19 protein-coding genes are annotated in these 23,768 nt (G+C 72.6%); 4 read left to right on the plus strand and 15 right to left on the minus strand.

Going from position 1 to position 23,768, the window contains the following annotated elements; all coding sequences use genetic code 11:
• Positions 1–98: 98 nt before the first annotated feature.
• The 3 genes from lipA to ABT127_RS35680 form a co-directional block, all read right to left on the minus strand.
• A complete protein-coding gene (lipA, locus tag ABT127_RS35670) occupies positions 99–1,064 on the minus strand; it encodes a lipoyl synthase (protein ID WP_351459533.1) in 966 nt (321 codons plus the stop codon).
• A 115-nt stretch (positions 1,065–1,179) separates the two neighbouring features.
• Positions 1,180–1,992, minus strand: coding sequence for a lipoyl(octanoyl) transferase LipB (gene lipB / locus ABT127_RS35675; RefSeq protein WP_351459536.1), 813 nt, complete (start codon positions 1,990–1,992; stop codon positions 1,180–1,182).
• Positions 1,993–2,073: 81 nt separating this feature from the next.
• Positions 2,074–2,424 (minus strand): 5-carboxymethyl-2-hydroxymuconate Delta-isomerase, encoded by a 351-nt coding sequence (locus ABT127_RS35680; protein WP_351459539.1) that lies wholly within the window; start codon positions 2,422–2,424, stop codon positions 2,074–2,076.
• Positions 2,425–2,661: 237 nt separating this feature from the next.
• On the opposite strand from ABT127_RS35680, the gene ABT127_RS35685 reads away from it, so the two are divergent.
• A complete protein-coding gene (locus tag ABT127_RS35685) occupies positions 2,662–4,098 on the plus strand; it encodes an NsdA family TPR-like regulatory protein (protein WP_351459541.1) in 1,437 nt (478 codons plus the stop codon).
• A 110-nt stretch (positions 4,099–4,208) separates the two neighbouring features.
• Here the strand turns inward: ABT127_RS35685 and ABT127_RS35690 are convergent, their stop codons facing one another.
• Positions 4,209–5,549, minus strand: a complete 1,341-nt coding sequence (locus ABT127_RS35690; protein ID WP_351459544.1) for an NAD(P)/FAD-dependent oxidoreductase — start codon at positions 5,547–5,549, stop codon at positions 4,209–4,211.
• A gap of 221 nt (positions 5,550–5,770) precedes the next feature.
• Complete coding sequence (locus tag ABT127_RS35695; RefSeq protein WP_351459547.1) at positions 5,771–6,430, minus strand: TetR family transcriptional regulator; 660 nt, start codon at positions 6,428–6,430, stop codon at positions 5,771–5,773.
• Positions 6,431–6,545: 115 nt separating this feature from the next.
• Here ABT127_RS35695 and ABT127_RS35700 point away from each other — a divergent pair, with 115 nt between their 5' ends.
• Positions 6,546–7,334, plus strand: a complete 789-nt coding sequence (locus tag ABT127_RS35700; protein WP_351459549.1) for an SDR family NAD(P)-dependent oxidoreductase — start codon at positions 6,546–6,548, stop codon at positions 7,332–7,334.
• A 396-nt stretch (positions 7,335–7,730) separates the two neighbouring features.
• Here ABT127_RS35700 and ABT127_RS35705 read toward each other — a convergent pair whose 3' ends face one another.
• Positions 7,731–8,921, minus strand: coding sequence for a MarP family serine protease (locus ABT127_RS35705; protein WP_351459597.1), 1,191 nt, complete (start codon positions 8,919–8,921; stop codon positions 7,731–7,733).
• Positions 8,922–9,035: 114 nt separating this feature from the next.
• Between ABT127_RS35705 and ABT127_RS35710 the strand changes: the two genes are divergently transcribed.
• On the plus strand, positions 9,036–9,821 hold the full coding sequence (locus tag ABT127_RS35710) for a peptidoglycan recognition protein family protein (RefSeq protein ID WP_351459600.1): 786 nt from the start codon (positions 9,036–9,038) through the stop codon (positions 9,819–9,821).
• 39 nt (positions 9,822–9,860) lie between these two features.
• On the opposite strand, the gene ABT127_RS35715 is transcribed toward ABT127_RS35710, so the two are convergent.
• Positions 9,861–11,231, minus strand: coding sequence for a hypothetical protein (locus ABT127_RS35715; protein WP_351459551.1), 1,371 nt, complete (start codon positions 11,229–11,231; stop codon positions 9,861–9,863).
• 81 nt (positions 11,232–11,312) lie between these two features.
• Positions 11,313–11,807, minus strand: a complete 495-nt coding sequence (locus ABT127_RS35720; protein WP_351459554.1) for a GNAT family N-acetyltransferase — start codon at positions 11,805–11,807, stop codon at positions 11,313–11,315.
• Between the two features lie 32 nt (positions 11,808–11,839).
• On the opposite strand from ABT127_RS35720, the gene ABT127_RS35725 reads away from it, so the two are divergent.
• Positions 11,840–12,727, plus strand: coding sequence for a TIGR01777 family oxidoreductase (locus ABT127_RS35725; RefSeq protein WP_351459557.1), 888 nt, complete (start codon positions 11,840–11,842; stop codon positions 12,725–12,727).
• Between the two features lie 166 nt (positions 12,728–12,893).
• On the opposite strand, the gene ABT127_RS35730 is transcribed toward ABT127_RS35725, so the two are convergent.
• The 7 genes from ABT127_RS35730 to ABT127_RS35760 all read right to left on the minus strand — a co-directional run bounded on the left by ABT127_RS35730 (position 12,894) and on the right by ABT127_RS35760 (position 23,448).
• Positions 12,894–13,409 carry a DUF4240 domain-containing protein gene (locus tag ABT127_RS35730; RefSeq protein ID WP_351459602.1) on the minus strand — a complete coding sequence of 172 codons (516 nt, stop codon included), beginning with the start codon at positions 13,407–13,409 and terminating at the stop codon, positions 12,894–12,896.
• Positions 13,410–13,507: 98 nt separating this feature from the next.
• Complete coding sequence (locus tag ABT127_RS35735) at positions 13,508–14,485, minus strand: helix-turn-helix transcriptional regulator (RefSeq protein WP_351459560.1); 978 nt, start codon at positions 14,483–14,485, stop codon at positions 13,508–13,510.
• Between the two features lie 69 nt (positions 14,486–14,554).
• Positions 14,555–17,260, minus strand: a complete 2,706-nt coding sequence (gene aceE / locus ABT127_RS35740) for a pyruvate dehydrogenase (acetyl-transferring), homodimeric type (protein ID WP_351459563.1) — start codon at positions 17,258–17,260, stop codon at positions 14,555–14,557.
• A gap of 284 nt (positions 17,261–17,544) precedes the next feature.
• A complete protein-coding gene (locus ABT127_RS35745; RefSeq protein WP_351459566.1) occupies positions 17,545–18,168 on the minus strand; it encodes a GntR family transcriptional regulator in 624 nt (207 codons plus the stop codon).
• 250 nt (positions 18,169–18,418) lie between these two features.
• Positions 18,419–20,170: a 2-oxoglutarate dehydrogenase, E2 component, dihydrolipoamide succinyltransferase gene (gene sucB / locus ABT127_RS35750; RefSeq protein ID WP_351459568.1), complete on the minus strand. Its 1,752-nt coding sequence runs from the start codon at positions 20,168–20,170 to the stop codon at positions 18,419–18,421.
• A gap of 95 nt (positions 20,171–20,265) precedes the next feature.
• Positions 20,266–21,654, minus strand: coding sequence for a dihydrolipoyl dehydrogenase (gene lpdA / locus ABT127_RS35755; RefSeq protein ID WP_351459570.1), 1,389 nt, complete (start codon positions 21,652–21,654; stop codon positions 20,266–20,268).
• A 273-nt stretch (positions 21,655–21,927) separates the two neighbouring features.
• Positions 21,928–23,448, minus strand: coding sequence for a leucyl aminopeptidase (locus tag ABT127_RS35760; RefSeq protein WP_351459573.1), 1,521 nt, complete (start codon positions 23,446–23,448; stop codon positions 21,928–21,930).
• Positions 23,449–23,768: the final 320 nt, after the last annotated feature.

Raw genomic sequence — 23,768 nt, forward strand, 5'->3', positions numbered from 1 at the left:
GCGAGGACGGCCCGGGCCGCGCCGTACCGGCCATTACTGGCCGGTAAGAGTTTGTGCGTGAATTCACACGGGCGGAGGCCCGCGTTCTCACCGGACGGTCAGACCGCCTGAGAGGCGACGTACGCGCCCCGCTTCTCGATGGCCATCTGGTACAGGCGCCCGGCGCGGTACGAGGAGCGGACCAGCGGGCCCGACATGACGCCGGAGAAGCCGATCTGCTCGGCCTCGTCCTTCAGCTCCACGAACTCGGCCGGCTTGACCCAGCGCTCCACGGGGTGGTGCCGCACCGACGGACGCAGGTACTGCGTGATGGTGATCAGCTCGCAGCCGGCGTCATGCAGCTGGCGCAGCGCCTCGGAGATCTCCTCGCGGGTCTCGCCCATGCCGAGGATCAGGTTCGACTTGGTGACCAGGCCGAACTCGCGGGCCTCGGTGATGACCTTCAGCGAACGCTCGTAGCGGAAGCCCGGGCGGATGCGCTTGAAGATGCGCGGCACCGTCTCCACGTTGTGCGCGAAGACCTCGGGGCGGGAGGAGAAGACCTCGGCCAGCTGCTCGGGCTCCGCGTTGAAGTCGGGGGCGAGCAGCTCGACCTTCGTGCGGCCCTCGGCGCGCTCGGCGGTCTGCGCGTGGATCTGGCGGACCGTCTCCGCGTACAGCCAGGCGCCGCCGTCCTCCAGGTCGTCGCGGGCGACGCCGGTGATCGTGGCGTAGTTCAGGTCCATCGTGACGACGGACTCGCCGACGCGGCGCGGCTCGTCGCGGTCGAGGGCCTCGGGCTTGCCGGTGTCGATCTGGCAGAAGTCGCACCGGCGCGTGCACTGGTCACCGCCGATGAGGAACGTGGCCTCGCGGTCCTCCCAGCACTCGTAGATGTTGGGACAGCCCGCCTCCTGGCAGACCGTGTGCAGGCCCTCGGACTTCACGAGGTTCTGCATCTTCGTGTACTCGGGGCCCATTTTCGCCCGGGTCTTGATCCACTCGGGCTTGCGCTCGATGGGGGTCTGGGCGTTGCGGACCTCCAGGCGCAGCATCTTGCGTCCGTCGGGTGCGACTGCGGACACGACCGGCTCCCTAAAGCTTCGATTCCTCGGCGTACATCAGGGTACGCCCGTGATGTACATGGCCCTCACGGGTGGCCAACCTCTGGCCAACGGGGCCCATTCCCCACCGGGACGGTCAGGCGGTGGCCTTCTCGACGACGCGCGGCCTGAGATCCGCTCCGCCCAGGACGTGCTGGAGGTGCTTCTCCACGACCGGGAGCACCTCGTCCATGGTGACCTCGCGGCCCAGTTCGTACGAGAGCGAGGTGACGCCCGCATCCCGGATGCCGCACGGGATGATCTTGTCGAAGTTCGACGTGTCCGGATTCACGTTCAGCGCGAAGCCGTGCATCGTGACGCCCTTGGCGACCCGGATGCCCATCGCGCAGATCTTGCGGTCCTCGTGGCGCTGACCGGCGTTGGACGGCGCGTACTCGGGGCCGACCAGGCGGTGGTCGAACTCCTCGTCCTCGCTGCTCAGGCGCGGATCGAAGTCCAGTGACAGCCCGCCGAGCCCGCTGCGGGCCGTACGCTCCTCGACGGGGTCGCCGAGGACCCAGACGCCCGCCCGGCCCTCCACGCGCGCGGCCTCGACGCCGAACTCGGCGCAGACCGCGATCACCGCGTCCTCCAGGCGGCGCAGATGCGCGACCACGTCCACCGGACGCGGCAGCTTCTGGATCGGGTAACCGACGAGCTGGCCGGGACCGTGCCAGGTGATCTTGCCGCCGCGGTCCACGTCGATGACGGGGGTGCCGTCCAGCGGGCGCTCCTCGGGCGCGGTGCGCCGGCCCGCGGTGTAGACCGGCGGGTGCTCCAGGAGCAGACAGGTGTCGGGGACCTCGTCGGCGAAACGGGCGGCGTGCACCCGGCGCTGCTCGTCCCAGGCGACCTGGTAATCCACCATGTCCGCACCGAACCCCAGCCGGACGAACCGGAACTCACTCACGGCAAGCGCCTCCTCAAGAACCAGAACCTTCACCGTGCACATGTCGCGCCCCCGGCAAGCGTACGGCGCCCCCCGGGTGCCTCAATGGGTCGGGTAGAGGCGGTACGAGGCGTCCAGGTCGCGCACCTCGACCGAGTACGTCACCCCGGGGACCGTGGACAGGTGCTTGTCGAGCAGGGCCAGTACGTCGTCGGAGAGCGCGTTCTTGACCGCCTGTGGACGGCCGGGCAGCAGGCCGACCGACACATGCACGAAGGGCGCCGCCTCCCCGTCCACGTACGAGGCCGAGGGCCGTGCGAACGTCTTGCCGACCCCGACCGACCGGACGCGGTCGACGACGAGCGGGTGCAACTCCGCCACCAGGGCGGATACGTCGAGGCCGCCGTCCGCGCCGACGAGACGGTCGGAGTAGTCGATGTCGATATGAGGCACGGGGAACCTTGAACCTTCCGGTGTAGCGCACACGCATCGTATGACTGTTTCCGGCCGGGCCGCTCACGGCCCCCGGCCGCCCCCGACGTTCCGCGCGCTGTCCACCTTCCTCACCGTTCGTCACACGATCGGATGAAGGGTGGGAGAAGCCCCCGTCGAGGCCGGATATCGCCGTTACAGTCGCGCCGTTCCATGAGGGCTGCACCCCGGCCCGGAAGGCAGGAGACCGCACAGCTGATGACGGAACGACCTCCGCAGCGCACCCCGAACCGCCAGCTCGCCGCGCTCATCGCGGAGGCGGGATTCTCCAATGCGGGGCTCGCGCGCCGCGTGGACCAGCTAGGGCTGGAACACGGTCTCGATCTCCGCTACGACAAGACCTCGGTGACCAGATGGCTGCGCGGGCAGCAGCCGCGGGGAACGACACCCGCACTGATCGCCGAGGTGTTCACCCGGCGGCTCGGCCGCCGCCTCTCCGCCCAGGACCTCGGGCTCGACGCGTGCGCGCCCGTGTACGCGGGCCTGGAGTTCGCCGGCTCGCCCGAGGAGGCCGTCGACATCGTCAGCGGCCTGTGGCGCAAGGACTCCGGCAGCCATGTCGAACTCCGCAAGATCGCGTTCACCCCGGCCGGGCTCGTGGTGCCCAGCCGGGACTGGCTGATCGGCCGCGCCGACGACCGGGTGGGCCGGGGCGAACTGCCGCCCCGGGTGCCGCCCCAGGGCAGGCCCGGCGTGCCGCGCCAGCGCACCCAGACCGAGCGCGGGCCCGGCCAGAAGGTGACCGGCGGCGACATCGCGGCGCTGCGCTCGGTCGGCGAGCTGTTCCGCGCCCTCGACCACGCCTACGGCGGCGGGCACGCCCGGCAGGCCCTGGTCCGGTACCTGGAGCACGAGGCCGAGCCGATGCTGCGCGGGACCTACGGCGAGCAGACCGGGCGGCGCCTGTTCGACGCCGTCGCCGATCTGACCCGGCTCGCCGGCTGGACCTCGTACGACATCGCGGCCCACGGCCTCGCCCAGCGCTACTTCGTGCAGGCGCTGCGGCTCGCCCAGGCCGCCGCCGACCGGATGTACGGCTCGTACGTCCTGGTCACCATGAGCCGCCAGGCCGTGTACCTCGGTCACGGGCGGGAGGCCGTGCAGCTCGCGCGGGTCGCCCAGCAGGGGGTGGGCACCTCGGCGCCCCCGGCGGTCCAGGCCATGCTGCACTGCGTGGAGGCACGCGGGCACGGCGTCCTCGGCGAGGTGCGGGCCTGTACCTCCTCGCTCGTGCGGGCCGAGCGGGCGCTCGACGCGGTGCGGCCCGGGGACGAGGTCCCGCACTGGGCGCGCTTCTTCGACGAGGCGCAGCTGGCGGACGAGTTCGGGCACTGCTACCGGGACCTCCAGCAGTACCGGGCCGCCGCTCAGCACGCCGAGCGGTCGCTGCAGCTGCGCTCGCCGGGATACGCGCGCAGCCGGCTGTTCTGCCGGGTGGTGCTCGCCTCGGCCCGCCTCGGACTCGGCGAGCTGGACTCGGCGTGCGCGCTGGGCGCGGAGGCGGCCGCCGCGGCCGCCGACATGCGCTCGGTGCGGGCCCACGAGTACGTGCGCGAGTTCGAGCGGCGGCTCGAGCCGTACCGGGACGCGGGGCCCGTCCGCGGCTACCGGGACAAGGTCGCCGCGCTGGGCTGACCGCCCTCGCGCGCGCGGGGAGTTGGGGGCGCCCGCCTCCGGAATGTGCCACGGAGACGGGCGCGATCTTGGGCGTCCCGGAGGATCGAACCAGACCGGGACGGTGCCGCTCAAGCGGCTTTGCCCACCGGGGCCTCCTCCTCGGGCGCCGGGGCCGGTGCCGCGCCCAGGTCCGCCAGGACCGCGCGCGCGGCCCGCCGTCCCGAGTGCAGCGCGCCCTGCACGGTGCTGGTGTCCCGGTGGTCCCCGCACACGTACAGGCCGTCGAGCAGGCGCACCGGGCGGCGCGGGTCGTGCGGGGCCGGCATCGCGGGCACGGCGTGCGCGTCGTGGTGCACGGCGAGGGTCTCCCAGCGCCGGGTCGACGTGCCGTAGAGCAGCGCGAGCTGGGTGCGCAGCTCGCCGTCGCCCGGTGGCGGGCCGAGCACCGTCGAGGAGATCAGCGCGCGTCCGACCGGGGCCCGGCTCGGGTCCACCTGGCTGATCACGGCGGTGTGCGCGACCGGCCCCAGCCGGTCCGCGTCGAGCAGCAGCGCCGGTTCGGCGAGCGGCGGCTCGGGCGCCGCGTGGTGCACCACGGTGACCTGGTGGAAGCGGGGCACGCGCAGCCCCGGCAGCAGCTCCGCGGCGGCGGCCGCGTCGGTCGCCAGCACCACGCCGCGGCACGGGAATTCACCGTGCTCGGCGGTGGTGATCCGGTTCGCGGCGACGGCGGTGACCCGGACGCCGGTGCGTACGGTGCCCGGCGGGAGTCCGGCCGCGAGCAGCTCGGGCAGGGCGTCCGCGCCGCCCTCGGGCACCGCGAGGCGGCCGTTCGCGTACGCGTGCAGGGCCAGCTCGGCGGACCGGCTCGACGTCGTCAGGTCCGGGGCGCACAGCAGGGCCGAGAGCAGCGGCCGCAGGAAGCCGTGCAGCGTTCTGGAGGACAGGCCGCGTTCCGCCAGGGCGCGGCCGACGGGCCGTTCGGGCCGGGCCAGCAGGCGTGCGGGCTCCGTCGCGGCGATCCGGGCCAGCGCGGCGCCGAGCCGCGCGTGGTCGAGCGGGCCGCCCAGCGGGGGTCTGGCGCCCCGGACCGGACGGGGGGCGCTCGCCAGGGCGCGCGCCGCGCTCAGCGCGCCCCTCGCGCGCCGGGAGCCGGTCGGTTCTCCGGCGCGGTGGTTGCGTCCCTCGCTGTGCACCAGCACGCCGGGGGAGAAGGGCCGCAGCACGAGGTCGTCCAGGCCGGGCGTGTGGCGCAGTTCGGGATACGAGGTGGAGAGCAGGCGTCCGATCCGGTCGAGCCGGAATCCGTCGACCTTCTCCGTGGACATGCGGCCGCCGACGCCCGATGCGGCCTCCAGCACCAGGGTCCTCACACCTGCCCTGGTCAGGTGCTGGGCCACCGAGAGTCCGGCGATCCCGGCTCCCACGACGACAACGGTTCCCTGTGCTGCGTGTGCGGGCTCAAGCACGTGCGCCTCCCCGAGGTTGCGCGGCTGTTTGCTGGAGGCACATGCCCCCGACTCGGCCCCGGAACGCCTGAGTTCGGGTCGAGGGTAGGTGTGGTTCCGGTCAAGGCGGGGCCGCGCACGGGGGCGGCACAGGCGCACGCGGTCCCGGTGCAGTGCGCCCCGTCGGGTGTGCGGGGGAGTGCGCGGGCCGCCACGACGGACGCGCGGACGCGTCCGATGGCTCAAGGGGCGGGCGAGTCCGCGGTCTTCCGGTCGCCCAGCGCGCGGTTCCCCGCGTTCCTCAGGGCGCGGACCACCAGGTCGGCGGGGGAGCCGGGGCCCGAGGTCCCGGCGTCCGACGGGGCCCAGACCTCCAGCGACACCCGGATCGCGTCCGTCGCGGCGGCCGCGATCAGCCGGAGTTCGAGCTCGTCGGTGCCGGGGCCCACGAGCCGGGCGACGACCGGCAGCAACTGCTCCTCGGACTCCTGGTTCACCCGGTACCAGACGGCGCGCAGGGCCGGATCGTCCTGTGCGGCCCGCAGCAGCCCCCGGGTCCAGCGCAGCTCCGCCGCCGCGGCCTCGCCGGGCCGGGACAGCGAGGCCACCGCCGCGGCCTCCAGGGCCCGGGGAAGCGGTGTCCCGGGCTCCGTCGCGGCCAGCAGCTCGCGCCACTGGGCGCCGCCGGTGGACAGCAGCGGCCCCACCGCGTCCTGCTTGTTGCGGAAGTACCGGTAGAAGGTGCGCAGCGCGACCCCGGCGCGGGCCGCGATCTCCTCCGCCGTCGTGCCGTCGGGGCCCTGCTCGGTGAAGAGTTCGGCCGCGGCGTGGGCGATGTCGAGCTGGGTCGCGGCCTTGCGGCGCTCGGTCAGCGAGAGGGGCGGGTTCACGGGTCGGCTCACCCGAGGAAGCGTAACCGGCGCGAGTCATCACGGCACAGAAGGCCATGGTGGCAAAACGTGCCACTCAGGCGTACGGTGAACGCGCATCTCGGAACAAGCCCCTCAGGGAGTCGACATGAACCGTTACGAAGGCCGCCGCGCACTCATCACCGGCGGTGGCTCGGGCATCGGCCAGGCCACCGTGCTGCGCATGCTGGCGGAGGGCGGCTCGGTCGTCGCCGCCGACGTCAGCGAGGCCGGCCTCGCTGACACCGTCGCCAAGGCGGGGGCCGACGCCGGGCGGCTCACCACGGTCGTCGTGAACATCGCCGACGAGGCGTCCGTACGCGAGGGTGTCGCCGCCGCGCTCGCCGTGCTCGGCGGTCTGGACGTGCTGGTCAACGCGGCCGGCATCCTGCGGTCCTCGCACACCCACGAGACCTCGCTCGCCGACTTCAACACGGTGCTCGCGGTCAATCTGACCGGCACCTTCCTGATGATCCGTGAGGCCGTGCCGGCGCTGCTGGCGGGGAACTCCGCCGCCGTCGTGAACTTCAGCTCGACCTCGGCACTCTTCGCGCACCCGTACATGGCCGCCTACGCGGCCAGCAAGGGCGGCATCCAGTCCATGACGCACGCGCTCGCCGCCGAGTACAGCAAGCAGGGCATCCGGTTCACCGCCGTGCAGCCCGGCTCGATCTCCTCCGGCATGACGGACGGTTCCGGCGAGAGCAAGCAGAGCCAGGGGCCCGGGCTGCCCACCGACACCGACTGGAGCCTCTTCGCGAAGCTGTCGCCCGCGCTGGGGGACGGGGGGTTCGCCGGGCCCGATGCGGTGGCGGGGGTCGTCGCGATGCTGGCGTCCGACGACGGCCGGTTCATCACGGGTACCGAGGTCCGCATCGACGGCGGCACGCACTACTGACCCGGGGTCCCGTCGCCGGCTGCCGGCCGGTGGGGGCTGATCGCGCAGTTCCCCGCGCCCCTGGGTCGTACTTCGTCCGCGGCCCGGTGGCCGCTTCTCGCGCAGTTCCCCGCGCCCCTGAGATGCGCACTGCGTGCGCCATCTCATCAGAGGCGTCCGTCGTGCGCTGCCTCATGAAGAGAGGCGCGCGAAGCGCAGCCTCAGGGGGAGGCGGCGCGCAGCGCCTGCCTCAGGGGCGCGGGGAACGGCGCGAGAAGCGGCCGCCGGGGGTCGGTCGTTCGGCGACCTTTCAGGGGCGCGGGGAACTGCGCGATCAGCCCCCACCGGGCGTCAGCCGAGCGACGATCCAAGGGCGCCGGGAACTGCGTGATCAGCCGCAAACAGGAGTCGCGGTGGCTACGACGACACCAGCGCGCCGGTGTCCACCGGCGACGTCGCGGAAGCCGCGCGGGCCGCGTCCCGGGCCACCTCATCGGCCGTCAGCACATACCCGGTCCCGGCATCCGTGGTGGACCGGGCGAAGACGACCCCGTACACCTCACCGGAGGTGGTGAGCAGCGGCCCGCCCGAGTTCCCCGGCCGCACCGTGGAGCGGATCGAATAGATCTGGCGGGTGACGCTGCCCTGCCCGTAGATGTCCTGCCCGCTGGCGTCGATGGTGTCGGCGACCGTCGCCGCCTGCAGATCGAGCCCGCCGTTCTGCGGATACCCGGCGACCACCGCGGCAGCACCCCGCGCGGCGCCGCCGTCGAACTTCAGAACGGGCGCGTCGAGCCCGGGCACGTACAGCACCGCCACGTCCTTGTCCGGGTCGAAGAGCACCACGCGCGCCGAGTACGCCCGCCCGACCCCGCCCACCCGAACCGTCGGATCGTCGATGCCCGCGACCACGTGCGCGTTGGTCATCACGTGCTGCGACGCGTAGACGAAACCGCTGCCCTCGCGGCCCTGGGTGCCCGAGGCGCCCTCGACCTTCACGGTGGACCGGGTCGCGGAGCGGGTCGCGGCGGCCGTGACGCTGTCCCCGGAGGGCTCGGCGACCTCGGCGGACGGCTCGTGCGAGAACGGGTCGAAGACCTGCGGGAACCCGGCGGAGGTGAGCGCCCCGCTGGCCCGCGAGAACCAGGCCGGAGTCGTCGACGGCATCGCGTCCTGCACGGCGCCCAGCACCGAGGAGCCGCGGATCGCCTGGTTCAGGGCCGTCGAGGACGACGCCGCCAGGACGCTGCCCGCCACCCACGCCACGACCAGGACGGCGACGGTGCCGGCCGCGGCCCCGCCGATCCCGTCCGCCACCCGCAGCGGACCCGGCGCCCGGTCCATGCCGAAGCGCACGCGCGCGGCGAGCAGCCCCGCCAGCGCATGGCCCGCCAGCGCGGGCAGCAGCACCGTGAGCACGGCGACGAGCGTGGCCGCCGAGGTGCCGGGCGAGACGGTGTCCATCACGAATGGCAGCAGCCACACCCCGACGGCGGCGCCGCCGACGAATCCGGCCAGCGACACACAGCCCGCGAGCAGCCCGCGCCGGTAGCCGGAGGCCGCGTAGGCCACGGCCACCACGATCAGCGCCACGTCGAGCAGGTGCAGGTGCAGGTCCATATCGGTAATAAACGACAGCGGGCCCGCCGGTGGTTCCGCCAACTGGCAGACATGTGGCCGACCGCACAGCTCGCCGGGCCGGACAGTGGAGACGTGCGTGTGCTGCGAAGGGTGCTGTGCTGTCTGCCCGGGGCCCTGGCCCTCGGGCTGCTCGTGCTGTGCGCCGTCGGCGCCGACCGGACCGGGCCCGCGCCGACCCACGCGACGGCGGGCGCGGTGATGCCGGCGGCCGCGCTGCCGGTACGGGCCCGAGCCGCCTCCGGCGGGGCCCACGCGTCCGCGGAACCGCGGATCGTGCCGCGCGACCGCTGGCTCGCCCAGGCCGACACCTACCGGCGCGACCCCGTCCGGTACGGCGACCGCGTCGAGGCGGTCTTCATCCACCACACCGACTCGCCCAACGGCTACGACTGCGCCGACACCCCGCGCATCATCCGCTACCTGTACGCGGGCCAGGCGGGCGGCAGGGCCTGGGACGACATCGGCTACAACTTCCTCGTCGACCGCTGCGGCACCGTCTACGAGGGCCGGGCGGGCGGCACCGACCGGCCCGTCGTCGGCGCCCACACCCAGGGCTTCAACCAGAACACGGCCGGGATCGCCGCCATCGGCACCTTCACCGAGGGCACCCCGGTGCCGCGCGCCATGACCGACGCGATCGCCGCCGTCGCCGCGTGGAAGCTGGGCCTGTCCGGCATCGACCCGCGCTCCACCGCGCACCTGGTCTCCAGCAACGGCCACAGCCGCTTCCCCGCGGGCAGCACCGCCGACTTCCTGGCGGTCTCCGGGCACCGGCACGGCTACGAGACGTTCTGCCCGGGCCTGGCCCTGATGGCGGAGCTGCCCGCGATCCGCGACCACGCGGCCCGCCTTCAGGGACGTACCTGACGCCCGCCTTCAGGGACGCAGCTGACGAGAGACCGCGGCTCAGGCCGGCTTCAGGGTGCCGCCGCCCTTCAGCCGGTAGGACCTGCCGTCCAGCTGCGGGCTGGACGCCGGGTCGTACGTCACCGCGTACCCGTTCCCGTCGATCATCCGGGCGATCTTCTTCGCGACGCCGCCGGACCCGCTCCCGTCGCCGAACGAGAGACCCGACAGCGACGACGCCCCGGCCACCGACCAGCGCGCACCGCCGGACAGCGTCAGCGACGCCCGCTTCACCCGGCCGTCCAGCTTCGTCGACCCGGTCAGCTCCAGGTCCGCGGTGGACCCGGCCGAGACCAGGACATCGCCCGTCAGCTTCTCGTCGTCCGCCCGGAAGGTCGCGTCGGCCAGCTCCTTGACCCGCAGCAGCGCCCCGCTCTTGGTCTTCACCTCGGCGCCGCCCTTCAGCTCCACGTCCGCCGTGCTCCCCCGGACGCTGAACAGGTCGCCGTCCGTGGCCAGCAGCGCCCCGTCGTCCATCGCGTACGAGGTCCTGCCGTCGCCGCGCAGCACGACACCGCCCGCCGCCGCGTTCGCCCGGACGTTCTTCAGGGACAGCGACCCGCCGGCCTCCAGCGTGAACGCCTCCGAGTTCGCCAGGTCGAACAGCGTGCCGGAGAGCGAGACGTCCCCGGACGTGTGCACGCCGGGCGAACCGCAGCCCGCCGAGGTCATCGTGCCGCCCGACACCGTCACCTCGCCCCCGCCGGGCCCGGTGGCGACCGGGGCGGACTGCGCGCCCATGGTGACGATCTGTACGTACGTCAGGTCGAGCACGCCCCCGTACGAGGCCAGCACGCCGTGCGAGGACGCGCCCTGCGTGTTGACGCCGCCCCCGCTCATCGTGGCCCGCGCGTCCTTCCCCGTCGCCGCGACGCCCGACGACCCCTTGCCCGTCGTGTAGTAGAGGCCGCCCGACAGATCGAGCAGACCGCCGTCGCGGGCCAGCACCGCCGCGTTGACGCCGTGGCCCCCGGCCGCGGCGAGCGACGAGGCGCCGCCGTTCTTGGTCACCTTCGAGTCGTACGTCGACAGCTGCCCCGAACCCGACACCAGGATCGCCGACCGGTCGGCCCGCGCGGCCGTGAACGTCTGCTTGCGCGGCGCCTTCACCGCGCCCTTGTCCAGCGTGTACGCGCCCGATGCCGCGGGCTGCCCGGCCGCGTCGGCCGCCTCCGTCTCCGGCACGATCGGCTTCGTCGCGCAGCGCGCGCCGCTGGCCGTCGCGGCGGGCGAGGCCACCGGCGGCGCGGCCGTGTCGCCGTCGTCCGAGCAGGCGGTCAGCGCGGTCACGGCGAGCGGCAGCAGCAGGACGGAGGCGGTCGCCGTGGAGCGGCGGTGTCCCGGGCGCCGCGGGGGTCGCAGGTGAGTCATGGGCACTACGTTCACATCTCGCGTTCCCCGGGGCACCACCGGCACCCCGGAATCGGCTCGGGCGGGGGCCGGACAGGCGTCCTAAAGGGGGTGGCCCATGAGGATGTCGTCCACGTACGCGCCGTCCAGCAGGAACTCCTCGGGCAGGATCCCCTCGACGACGAAGCCCTCCGACGCGTACAGCGCCCGGGCCGGGGCGTTGTGGCCGAGGACCCGCAGCGTGATCCGGCGCGCGCCCTGCCGCCGGGCCTGGCCGACCGCCGCCCGCACCAGCGTCCTGCCCACGCCACGGCCGCGTGCCGCGTCGGCGACGGCGAGGCCCTGGATCTGCCGGACGTGCGCGTTCGCCGGGAGGCCCGTGGGGTAGCCGAGGCGTATGTAGCCCACCAGGGTGCCGTTCAGCTCCGCGACGATGTGGTCCCGCGGGCCGAACCGGTCGGAGAAGAACGGCGGATAGGGCTGCCGCGCCGGAGGCGTCACCGCGTGCAGGGGAGACCACGTCGCGCGGTCGAGACGGCCGAGCGCGTCGTCGTCGTCCTGGGCGGCGAAACGTATCCGAGGCTGTGGCTGCGACATGCGGGCCACTGTATGACCGGCAGGATGGAACCATGACACGTATCGCGGTGGCAGGCGCTTCAGGACTCATCGGCTCGGCCCTCGTCCGTTCCCTGGCCGCTGACGGGCACGAGGTGCTGCGGCTGGTGCGGCGGGCGCCCCGGGCGGCCGACGAGGTCCGCTGGGACCCCAAGGGCCGTGAGGTCGACGCGGCCCGGCTCGTCGGGTGCGAGGCGATCGTCAACCTCGCGGGGGCCGGGGTCGGCGACCACCGGTGGACCGCGGCGTACAAGCAGGAGATCCGCGACAGCCGCGTCCTGGGCACGACCGTGCTCGCCGAGGCTGCGGCCGCGCTGCCCGAACCGCCCCGCGTCCTCCTCAACGGCAGCGCCGTCGGCTACTACGGCGACACCGGGGCGCGGGCCGTCGACGAGAGCGCGGCCGCCGGGGACGGATTCCTGCCCGGGGTGTGCGTGGAGTGGGAGGCCGCCACCGCGCCCGCCCATCAGGCCGGGATCCGTACCGTGCTGGCCAGGACCGGGCTCGTCGTCTCCCGGGACGGCGGGGCCTGGGGCAAGCTCTTCCCGCTGTTCAAGGCCGGGCTCGGGGGGCGGCTCGGGGACGGGCGGCAGTACTGGTCGTACATCGCGCTGCACGATCATGTCGCGGCGCTGCGGCATCTTTTGGATACGGAGTCGCTCGCCGGGCCGGTGAACCTGACGGCGCCGCATCCGGCCACCAACCGGGAGGTGACCGCCGCCATGGGGCGGGTGCTGCGGCGGCCCGCGCTCTTCCCTGTCCCGGCGCCGGTGCTCCGCACGGTGCTGGGCGAAATGGCGGGCGACGTCCTCGGGTCGACCCGGGCCGTCCCGACCCGCCTCCTGGAATCCGGCTTCGACTTCGCGTTCCCCGGGCTCGAGGACGCCATCCGGGCTGCGTAAGGGGGTTGTTCGGCGGGTGCGGCCCGGTGGGGCTTCTCGCGCAGTTCCCCGCGCCCCTGAAACGAGCTCCGCTCGCCCAGGGGAGGCTGCGCGAAGCGCAGCCTTAAGGGGCGCGGGGAACTGCGCGACCAGCCACCACCCGCCCGCAGACGGACGGCTGCCGTGGCTATCCGAAACGTTCCGTCAGGCGGGGATACAGGCGGGCCAGGGTCGGGGGGTCCTCGAAGTCGATCGGGGTGCCCTCCGGTTCGGGCGGGGCCGGAGGGATGCCGAGGTCGGCGGCGACGGTGCCGGTCAGCTCCTCGTAGGCCTCGTCGGCCGCGTACCCGAGCTCTTCCCCGTCCCCGTCCACCTCGTCGTCGAACGCGCCCAGCAGCTCGGCCAGCGAGTCGGGATCGTGCAGCGCCCCCTCGAAGACCTCCCGGCCCTGCCCGATCAGCCAGCACCGGAAGAAGTCGAAGGCGTCGTCGCCGGCACCGCCGAGCAGCACCCAGGCCGCGCCCCACAGATCCCACCGGTACGCCCGGTTGTAGCGGGACTCGAAGTGGCGGGCGAAATCGAGCACCGCGTCGGGATCGGACTGCAGCAGTCTGTCGACGAGCAGCTCGGCATGGTCCTCGGGGTCGCCCTCGGCGGCCTCGCGGGTGCTGTCCACGATCTCCCAGAACTCGGTCTCGTCCATCACGGGACAAGCATCGGCCCTGGACCCTGGGGGCGCACGCGGAGCGGACGAGGGAACGCCACTTCGTTACGCACGCACATGCCCAGGGCACCCGCCGCTCATCCGTACCACCCGCTCATCCGCCGCGCCGCCCCCGCGAAGCGCTCCCGCAACGCGCCCGGAGCCACCACCTCCGCCTCCGGCCCGAGCCCCATGAGCTGGGTGTACGCCACGTCCTCCGACTCCACGGGCAGCGTCACGGTCACCCGCCCGTCGGCCTCCGTCACGGCCGTGGACAGCGCCTCCTGCGCGGACACCCGCCCGGCGACGTACGGCAGCTGCCGTACGCCCGCAGCCGTCAGCCGCACCACGACCTCGGCCCGCAGGATCGCCCGGGCGAACGCGTCGGCCCGCTCCGCCCAGAACACGGGCAGCTCGAACCCCGCGTCGCGCGCGAAGCGCCGGGCGTCGACCGGCACCGCCACCGACAGGAACCGGTCGATGCGGTACACCCGGAAGCCGGACGCGCCGTCGCGCACCCGCGCCGCCAGGTACCAGACCCCGGCCTTCAGCACGAGCCCGTACGGTTCGAGCTCCCGCTCCACGACGGCGTCCCGCCTGCCGTACGAGACCCGCAGCACCAGGTCGTCCCAGACCGCCTCGGCGACCGACGGCAGCAGCTCCGGCGTCAGCGGCTCGTGGAACCAGCCGGGGGCGTCCAGATGGAAGCGCTGCGACGCGGTCCGCGACGCGTCCCGCAGGGACGGCAGCAGCGCCGCCGACACCTTCAGCCGGGCCGCGGACGCCGCGTCGTCCAGGCCCATCTCGCGCAGCGCGCCCGGCACCCCGGACAGGAACAGCGCCTCCGCCTCGCTGCGCGCGAGCCCGGTCAGCCGGGTGCGGTAGCCGCCGATCAGCCGGTAGCCGCCGGTCCGGCCGCGGTCCGCGTAGACGGGCACCCCCGCCTCGCTCAGCGCCTGCGCGTCCCGCGTGACCGTGCGCTCGGAGACCTCCAGCTCGTGCGCCAGCTCCGCCGCGGTCATCGACGGCCGGGACTGGAGCAGGAGCACCATCTTGATCAGGCGGGCAGCTCGCATGCCGCCATCATGCCGTCCGGGTACGACAGTGCCCCCGCCGTCACCGGCGGGGGCACTGTCGTACGCGATCTACAGGCCGTAGCGCTCGCGCGCCTCCTTCACGGCCGTCGCCTTGACCTCGCCGCGGCGGGCCAGCTGGGCCAGGGCCGCGACCACGATCGACTCGGCGTCGACGCCGAAGTGGCGGCGCGCGTCCTCACGGGTGTCGGAGAGGCCGAAGCCGTCCGCGCCGAGCGAGGTGTAGTCCTGCTCGACCCACTGCGCGATCTGGTCGGGGACCTGGCGCATGTAGTCGGAGACGGCCAGGACCGGGCCCTGCGCGCCGGAGAGCGCCTGACGGACGTACGGGATCCGCTCCTCGCCCTTCAGCAGCGACTCGTCGGCCTCCAGGGCGTCGCGGCGCAGCTCGGTCCACGAGGTGGCCGACCAGACGTCGGCGGCGACGCCCCACTCCTCGGCGAGCAGCTGCTGCGCCTTGAGGGTCCAGTGGATGGCCGTACCGGAACCGATGAGGTTGATGCGCGGGGCGTTCGCGGCCGCCACGTTCAACCCTGCGGTCTCCGCCGTGTTGAAGCGGTAGAGGCCCTTGATGATGGCCTCGTCCAGACCGGCCACGGACGGCTTGGCCGGCTGCGGCATCGGCTCGTTGTAGACGGTCAGGTAGTAGAAGACGTCCTGGTCCTCGCCCGGCTTGGCCTCGCCGTACATGCGGCGCAGGCCTTCCTTCATGATCGTGGCGATCTCGTAGGCGAAGGCCGGGTCGTACGACAGGGCGGCCGGGTTGGTCGCCGCGATCATCGGCGAGTGGCCGTCGGCGTGCTGCAGACCCTCACCGGTCAGCGTCGTGCGGCCGGCGGTGGCGCCGACGACGAAGCCGCGGCCCATCTGGTCGGCGAGCTGCCAGAACTGGTCGCCGGTGCGCTGCCAGCCGAACATCGAGTAGAAGATGTACAGCGGGATCATCTGCTCGCCGTGCGTCGAGTACGACGTGGCGGCGGCGATGAAGTCGGCGAGCGAACCGGCCTCGTTGATCCCCTCGTTGAGGATCTGGCCGGACGTCGACTCCTTGTAGTACATGAGCTGGTCACGGTCGACCGGGTCGTACGTCTGGCCCTTGGGCGAGTACAGGCCCAGCGACGGGAACAGCGACTCCATGCCGAAGGTGCGCGCCTCGTCGGGGATGATCGGCACCCAGCGCTTGCCGGACGTCTTGTCCCGTACGAGGTCCTTCAGGAGCCGTACGAGCGCCATCGTCGAGGCGACGGACTGGTTGCCGGAACCCTTGTCGAACGAGGCGAACGCCTTGTCGGCGGGCGCGGGCAGCGGCGCGAGCGGCTGCGTACGGCGGGCCGGGGCCGGACCGCCCAGGGCGGCACGGCGCTCGGCGAGGTAGCGCAGCTCGGGGGAGTCCTCGGCGGGACGCGCGTACGGAACGACACCGTCCTCGAAGCGGCTGTCCGGGATCGGCAGGTCAAGGAGGTCACGCATGCCCTTGAACTCGTCGATCGTCAGCTTCTTCATCTGGTGGTTGGCGTTCTTGGACTCGAAGCCCTTGCCGAGCGTGAAGCCCTTGACGGTCTGCGTCAGGATGACCGTCGGGGCGCCCTTGTGCTCGACGGCCGCCTTGTACGCCGCGTACACCTTGCGGGGCTCGTGACCGCCGCGCGAGACGTGGAAGCACTCGGAGATCTTGTCGTCGGACAGGACCTTCGCGAGCTCGGTCAGCGCCGGGGACGTCCCGAAGAAGTTCTCGCGGATGTAGGCGACGTCGCGCGTCTGGTACGTCTGGAACTGGGCGTCCGGGACCTCACGGAGCCGCTCCAGGAGCGCGCCGGTGGTGTCGAGCTGGAACAGCTCGTCCCACGCGTTGCCCCACATCGACTTGATGACGTTCCAGCCGGAGCCGCGGAACTGCGCCTCCAGCTCCTGCACGACGCGGAAGTTCGGGCGGACCGGACCGTCCAGGCGCTGCAGGTTGCAGTTGATGACGAAGGTCAGGTTGTCGAGACCCTCGCGGGCCGCGAGCGTGAGCGCCGAGGTCGACTCGGGCTCGTCCATCTCGCCGTCGCCGAGGAAGGCCCAGACGTGGGAGTTGGAGGTGTCCTTGATGTTCCGCGCGGTCAGGTAGCGGTTGAACCGCGCCTGGTAGATCGCGGAGAGCGGGCCGAGGCCCATCGACACGGTCGGGAACTCCCACAGCCACGGCAGACGGCGCGGGTGCGGGTACGACGGCAGGCCGTTGCCCCCGGCCTCGCGGCGGAAGTTGTCCAGCTGCGCCTCGGAGAGGCGGCCGTCGAGGAAGGCGCGGGCGTAGATGCCCGGGGAGGCGTGGCCCTGGATGTACAGCTGGTCGCCGGAGCCGTCGCCCTCCTTCCCGCGGAAGAAGTGGTTGAAGCCGGTCTCGTACAGCCAGGCCGCCGAGGCGAAGGTGGCGATGTGGCCGCCGACGCCGTACTTCGAGCCACGGGTCACCATCGCGGCCGCGTTCCAGCGGTTGTACGCGGTGATCCTGGCTTCCATCTCCTCGTCACCGGGGAAGTCCGGCTCGGCGGAGGTGGGGATCGAGTTGACGTACTCGGTCGACAGGAGCTTGGGCAGCGGCAGGCCGCCGGCCTCGCCGCGCTCCAGCGTGCGTCGCATCAGCTGCGCGGCACGGTGCGGCCCGGCCGCCTGGGTAACGGCGTCCAGGGAGGCCTGCCATTCGGCGGTCTCCTCGGGGTCGCGGTCCGGGAGCTGGTCGAGCTCGCTCGGCTGGATGCGCATGGGGTCGGTCATAGTCGCCGCACGCCTTCCTGAGTCGAAGGGGGTGGGGTTGGGGGTGCCCTTTGTCTTTGGCAGGACAGGGCGAGGTCCCGGTGGGGACCCGTCGGCGACTGTAACTCCCTGATCGATGATCGATCAAAGGGTTGAAGGGCAAAACCTCTTCAGATCGAGAAAGTCGGCACAGAGTGCCCTGATGAAGGGCACGCAGTGCCCCTTCAGGGGCGCGGGGAACTGCGCGATCAGCCACACACGGCGATCACTCTGCGACGCACCGCACACGGCAGACGAGACCCAGCTCACGCCCGCGGCGCACACCCCAGAACATGCGCCTTGACCAGCGCCGCGATGTCCGGATCCCGGCGCTGAAAAGCCGCCACGAGATCGGCGTGCTCCTCGGCGTACGACTGCTGAACGGTCCCCAGCCACCGAATGGAGAGCGCGGTGAACACCTCGATCCCCAGCCCCTCCCAGGTGTGCAGCAGCACCGAGTTCCCGGCCGCCCGCACCATCTCCCGGTGAAAGCCCACGGTGTGCCGCACCTGGGCGGTCCCGTCCGCCTCCTGGTCGGCGACGTGCAGCGCGGCGACGTGCGGCTCCAGCGCGGAGCAGTCCCCGGCCAGCCGCTCGGCGGCCAGCTCGGCCGCGATGGCCTCCAGGCCCGCACGCACCGGGTAGCTCTCCTCCAGATCCGCCGCGGAGAGGTTCCGTACGCGCACGCCCTTGTTCGGCGCCGACTCGATCAGCCGCAGCGACTCCAGCTCGCGCAGCGCCTCCCGTACGGGCGTCTGGCTGACCTCCAGCTCGGTGGCGATGCGCCGCTCCACGATCCGCTCGCCCGGCTTCCAGCGGCCGCTGACGATCCCCTCCACGATGTGCTCGCGGATCTGCTCGCGCAGCGAGTGGATGACGGGCGCGGTCATGGGGGGCTCCTCGGCTGTACGGACCCGGTGGCTCGGCAGGGACCCTTAGACAATACGGCCGGGCCCCTGGACAGAAAGGGCACCGTCGCTCTTGCCACGGGTGATGCCGGTTACAGAGACGTGCCCGACAGGGCGCGCCTCCATTCTGATGGGGCGTCACCGGACTCGGGCGCGGACACGACGAGGCCCCCGTCCGGAGCCGAACTCCGGACGGGGGCCTCGTCGCTGGTGAAGCGTTCTGCTGACGCTGTTACAGACCCAGCTCGGCGGTGAACTCGCCGGCCTCCAGGATCTGCTTGACCGTGGTCAGGTAGCGGGCGGCGTCCGCGCCGTCCACCAGACGGTGGTCGTAGGAGAGCGTCACGTACGTCATGTCACGGACGGCGATGGTGTCGCCGAGCTCCGGGTCGGAGATGACGACCGGGCGCTTGACCGTGGCACCGATGCCCAGGATGGCGACCTGGTTCGGCGGGACGATGACCGTGTCGAAGAGCGCACCGCGCGACCCCGTGTTGGAGATCGTGAAGGTGGCGCCCGACAGGTCGTCCGGGGCGATCTTGTTCGTGCGGACCTTGTTGGCCAGCTCCGCGGTCTTCTTGGCGATGCCCGCGATGTTCAGGTCACCGGCACCCTTGATGACCGGGGTCATCAGGCCCTTCTCCGAGTCGACGGCGATGCCGACGTTCTCGGAGTCGAAGTAGGTGATGGTGCCCTCGTCGTAGTTCAGGCGGGCGTTGATGACCGGGTGGGCCTTCAGCGCCTGGACGGCGGCCTTGACGAAGAACGGCATCGGGGAGAGCTTGACGCCCTCGCGGGCGGCGAAGCCGTCCTTGGCCTTGTTGCGGAGCTTCATCAGCTTGGTGATGTCGACCTCGATGACCGAGGACAGCTGAGCCTGCTCCTGCAGCGCCTTGTGCATGTTGTCCGCGATGGCCTTGCGGATGCGCGGCAGCTTGACCGTCTGGCCGCGCAGGGGCGAGGCCTCCAGCGTCGGGGCCTTCGGCGCGGCGGCGGCGGCCGGAGCCTTCGCCTTGGCGGCCTCGGCGGCGGCGATGACGTCCTGCTTGCGGATGCGGCCACCGACGCCGGAGCCCTGGACGCCGGACAGGTCCACGCCCTGCTCGGAGGCCAGCTTGCGCACCAGCGGGGTCACGTAGGCGCCGTCGTCCGCCGGGGTGGCGGGCTTGGCAGCGGCGGCCGGAGCGGCGGGCTGAGCCGGCGCGGGGGCCGGAGCCGGGGCGGCGGGCTGCGCCGGAGCCGGGGCAGCGGCGGCCGGAGCGGCCGGAGCCGCGGGGGCCGGAGCCGGAGCGGCGGGCTGCGCCGGGGCCTCCTGCTTGGGGGCCTCCTGCGCCGGGGCCGGAGCAGCCGGGGCGGCGGCGGCCGGGGCGGCACCGGGAGCACCGACGACGGCCAGCTTGGCGCCGACCTCGGCGGTCTCGTCCTCACCGACGACGATCTCCAGGAGAACGCCGGCGACGGGGGAGGGGATCTCGGTGTCGACCTTGTCGGTGGAGACCTCGAGCAGGGGCTCGTCCTCCGCGACCTCCTCGCCGACCTCCTTCAGCCAGCGGGTCACGGTGCCCTCGGTGACGGACTCGCCCAGGGCGGGCAGCGTCACGTCGGTGCCCTCGGCGGAGCCACCCGACGGGGCGGGAGCCGCGGCGGGGGCCTCCTGCGCGGGGGCGGGCTGCTCCTGGGCCGGGGCGGGGGCCTCGGCGGGGGCGGCCTGCTGCTGCGGGGCCTCCTGGGGGGCCGGGGCGCCCGAGCCGTCGTCGATGACGGCCAGCTCGGCGCCGACCTCGACCGTCTCGTCCTCGGCGACCTTGATCGAGGCCAGGACACCGGCGGCGGGGGAGGGGATCTCGGTGTCGACCTTGTCGGTCGAGACCTCGAGCAGCGGCTCGTCGACCTCGACGCGCTCGCCCTCCGCCTTCAGCCAGCGGGTGACAGTGCCCTCGGTGACGCTCTCACCGAGCGCCGGAAGGGATACGGAAACCGCCATGGTTTCTGTTGCTCCTTAACGATGTGCAGTGCGCGGCAACGCAGTGCGGAAGTCTGGTGGTCGGTCGTCGCGCCCAGTTGCGACGGGGGCGGGGCTCAGTCGTGCGAGTGCAGCGGCTTGCCCGCGAGCGCCAGGTGGGCCTCGCCGAGCGCCTCGTTCTGCGTCGGGTGGGCGTGGATGAGCTGGGCGACCTCGGCCGGCAGCGCTTCCCAGTTGTAGATCAGCTGGGCTTCGCCGACCTGCTCGCCCATGCGGTCGCCGACCATGTGGACGCCGACCACGGCACCGTCCTTGACCTGGACGAGCTTGATCTCGCCCGCGGTCTTGAGGATCTTGGACTTGCCGTTGCCCGCCAGGTTGTACTTCAGAGCGACGACCTTGTCCGCGCCGTAGATCTCCTTGGCCTTGGCCTCGGTGATACCGACGGAGGCGACCTCCGGGTGGCAGTACGTCACCCGCGGCACACCGTCGTAGTCGATCGGGACGGTCTTGATACCGGCCAGACGCTCCGCCACCAGGATGCCCTCTGCGAAGCCGACGTGCGCGAGCTGGAGCGTCGGGACGAGGTCACCGACGGCCGAGATGGTCGGCACGTTGGTCTGCATGTACTCGTCGACCAGGACGTAGCCGCGGTCCATCGCGACGCCCTGCTCCTCGTAGCCGAGGCCCTGCGAGACCGGGCCGCGGCCGATGGCGACGAGGAGGACCTCGGCGTCGAAGGTCTTGCCGTCGGCGAGGGTCACGCGGACGCCGTCCTGCGTGTACTCCGCCTTCTCGAAGAAGGTGCCGAGGTTGAACTTGATGCCGCGCTTGCGGAACGCGCGCTCGAGCAGCTTGGAGCTGTTCTCGTCCTCGAGCGGGGCGAGGTGCTTGAGGCCCTCGACGATGGTGACGTCGGTGCCGAAGGACTTCCACGCCGAGGCGAACTCGACGCCGATCACGCCGCCGCCCAGGATGATCGCCGACTTCGGGACCCGGTCGAGGGTCAGCGCGTGGTCGGAGGAGATGACGCGGTTGCCGTCGATCTCCAGGCCCGGCAGCGACTTCGGCACGGAGCCGGTCGCGAGGAGGACGTGGCGGCCCTGGATCCGCTGGCCGTTGACGTCGACGGAGGTCGGGGAGGAGAGCTTGCCCTCACCCTCGATGTACGTCACCTTGCGGGAGGCGATCAGCCCCTGCAGGCCTTTGTAGAGGCCGGAGATGACCTCGTCCTTGTAGCGCTGCACGGCGGGCATGTCGATGCCCTCGAAGGTGGCCTTCACGCCGAACTGCTCGGACTCTCGGGCCTGGTCGGCGATCTCACCGGCGTGCAGCAGCGCCTTGGTGGGGATGCAGCCGACGTGCAGGCAGGTTCCGCCGACCTTGTTCTTCTCGATCAGGGCGACGTCCAGGCCCAGCTGCGCTCCGCGCAGGGCCGCGGCGTACCCGCCACTGCCACCGCCGAGGATCACTAGGTCGAAAACGGTGCTGGCGTCGTTCGCCACGTCACGTCCTCCATGCATGTGCGCCGTACGCCGGTCTCCAGTGACCGCGCGGCGGCTGGTGTTCGGCCGCTCGATGATTCGGCCCTCGGGTGGGGCCCTGTCCTGCCGCCCCCCATCCTCGCACTTGTCGAAGGCATGCGGGACGTCGGGCCGGGCGGTGAGACCCCTGTTACACCGCAAACGCGAGTGACAAGGACGTCATTCCTGCGGATTTCGTCGAAAGCGAACAGCCCCGGGGGTCGACCCCCGGGGCTGTCACCAGTGACTTCCGCCTCAGCCGAGGTCGCCCGCAGCGGTGCGCTCGGCGAGCCGGACGAGCGTGCGGACCGCGGAACCGGTGCCGCCCTTCGGCGTGTAACCGAACGGGCCGCCCTCGTTGAAGGCCGGGCCCGCGATGTCGAGGTGGGCCCACGTGATGCCCTCGCCGACGAACTCCTTCAGGAACAGACCGGCGACCAGGCCGCCGCCCATCCGCTCGCCCATGTTGGCGATGTCGGCGGTCGGCGAGTCCATGCCCTTGACCAGGTGGGCCGGGAGCGGCATCGGCCAGGCCGGCTCGCCGACCTCCTCGGCGACCTCGTGGATCGACGTACGGAACGCGTCGTCGTTGGCCATGATGCCGAAGGTGCGGTTGCCGAGCGCGAGGACCATCGCGCCGGTCAGCGTCGCCACGTCGACGATCGCGTCCGGGGTCTCCTCGGAGGCCTTGGCGATCGCGTCGGCCAGGACCAGACGGCCCTCGGCGTCGGTGTTCAGGACCTCGACGGTCTTGCCGGAGTACATGCGCAGCACGTCACCCGGGCGGGTGGCGGAGCCGGACGGCATGTTCTCGGCGAGCGCCAGCCAGCCGGTCACGTTGACGTCCAGCTTCAGGCGGGCCGCGGCGACGACGGCGGCGAACACGGCGGCGGCGCCGGCCATGTCGCACTTCATCGTCTCGTTGTGGCCGGCCGGCTTCAGCGAGATGCCGCCCGAGTCGTACGTGATGCCCTTGCCGACGAAGGCGAGGTGCTTCTTGCCGCGGCCGGCCGAGTAGGAGATCTTCACGAGGCGGGGGCCCGACGCGGAACCGGCGCCGACGCCGAGGATGCCGCCGTAGCCGCCCTTCTCCAGCGCCTTCACGTCGAGGACCTGGATCTTGAGGCCGTGCTCCTTGGCCGCGGCCGTGGCGACGGCGGCGAAGGACTCCGGGTTCAGGTCGTTCGGCGGGGTGTTGACCAGGTCGCGGGCGCGGTTGAGCTCCTCGGTGAGGGCCAGGGCGCGCTCGATCTCGGCCTTGTACGCCTTGTCGCGCGGCTTGCCGCCGAGGATCGCGATCTCGGCGAGCGGCGCCTTGGCGTTCTTCGGGTCCTTGCCGGACTCCTTGTAGGCGTCGAAGGAGTACGCGCCGAGCAGCGCGCCCTCCGCGATCGCACCGGCGTCCTCGGCGTCCTGGACGGGCAGCGCGAACGCGGCCTTCTTCGCACCGCTCAGCGTGCGAGAGGCGACACCGGCGGCGCGGCGCAGCGCCTCGGCCTCGTAGATCTCGTCCTTCTCGGGCTCGCTGCCGAGACCGACCGCCAGCACGACCGGTGCCTTGAACCCGGAGGGCGCGGGAACCTTGGTCGCCTCGCCCTCGGCGCCGGTGGCACCGAGGGTCTCCAGGACGGAGGCGAGGTTGCCGTCGTACGCCTTGTCGACGGCCTCGGCGCCGGGGGCGACGACCAGGCCGGCGGCACCCTTCGCGATACCGACGACGATCGCGTCGGCGCGCAGGCCGGCGGCCGCGGCGGTGCTGAGAGTCAGAGCAGTCACGGTGGTGAGGTCTCTCTTTCATCGGTGGGGCCGGCATCGTTGCCGCGCCCATGGGGTCTGTGGCCCTCGGTCGAGCCTACGCCGGGTTCCCTGGAACGTGCCGCCGAGGTCGGGGCACCCCCGGGTCGTCGTTCGTCCGCGGCTCGGTGGCCGCTTCTCGCGCTGTTCCCCGCGCCCCTGAGATGCGCACTGCGTGCGGCATCTCATCAAGAGAGGCGCGGCGGAGTCGCGGCCTCTCAGGGGAGGCGGCGCGAAGCGCCTGCCTCAGGGGCGCGGGGAACTGCGCGACCAGCCCCCACCGGCCCGCGGACGACCAAGGC

The organism is Streptomyces sp. NPDC001904 (assembly GCF_040297005.1).
Classification (GTDB): domain Bacteria; phylum Actinomycetota; class Actinomycetes; order Streptomycetales; family Streptomycetaceae; genus Streptomyces.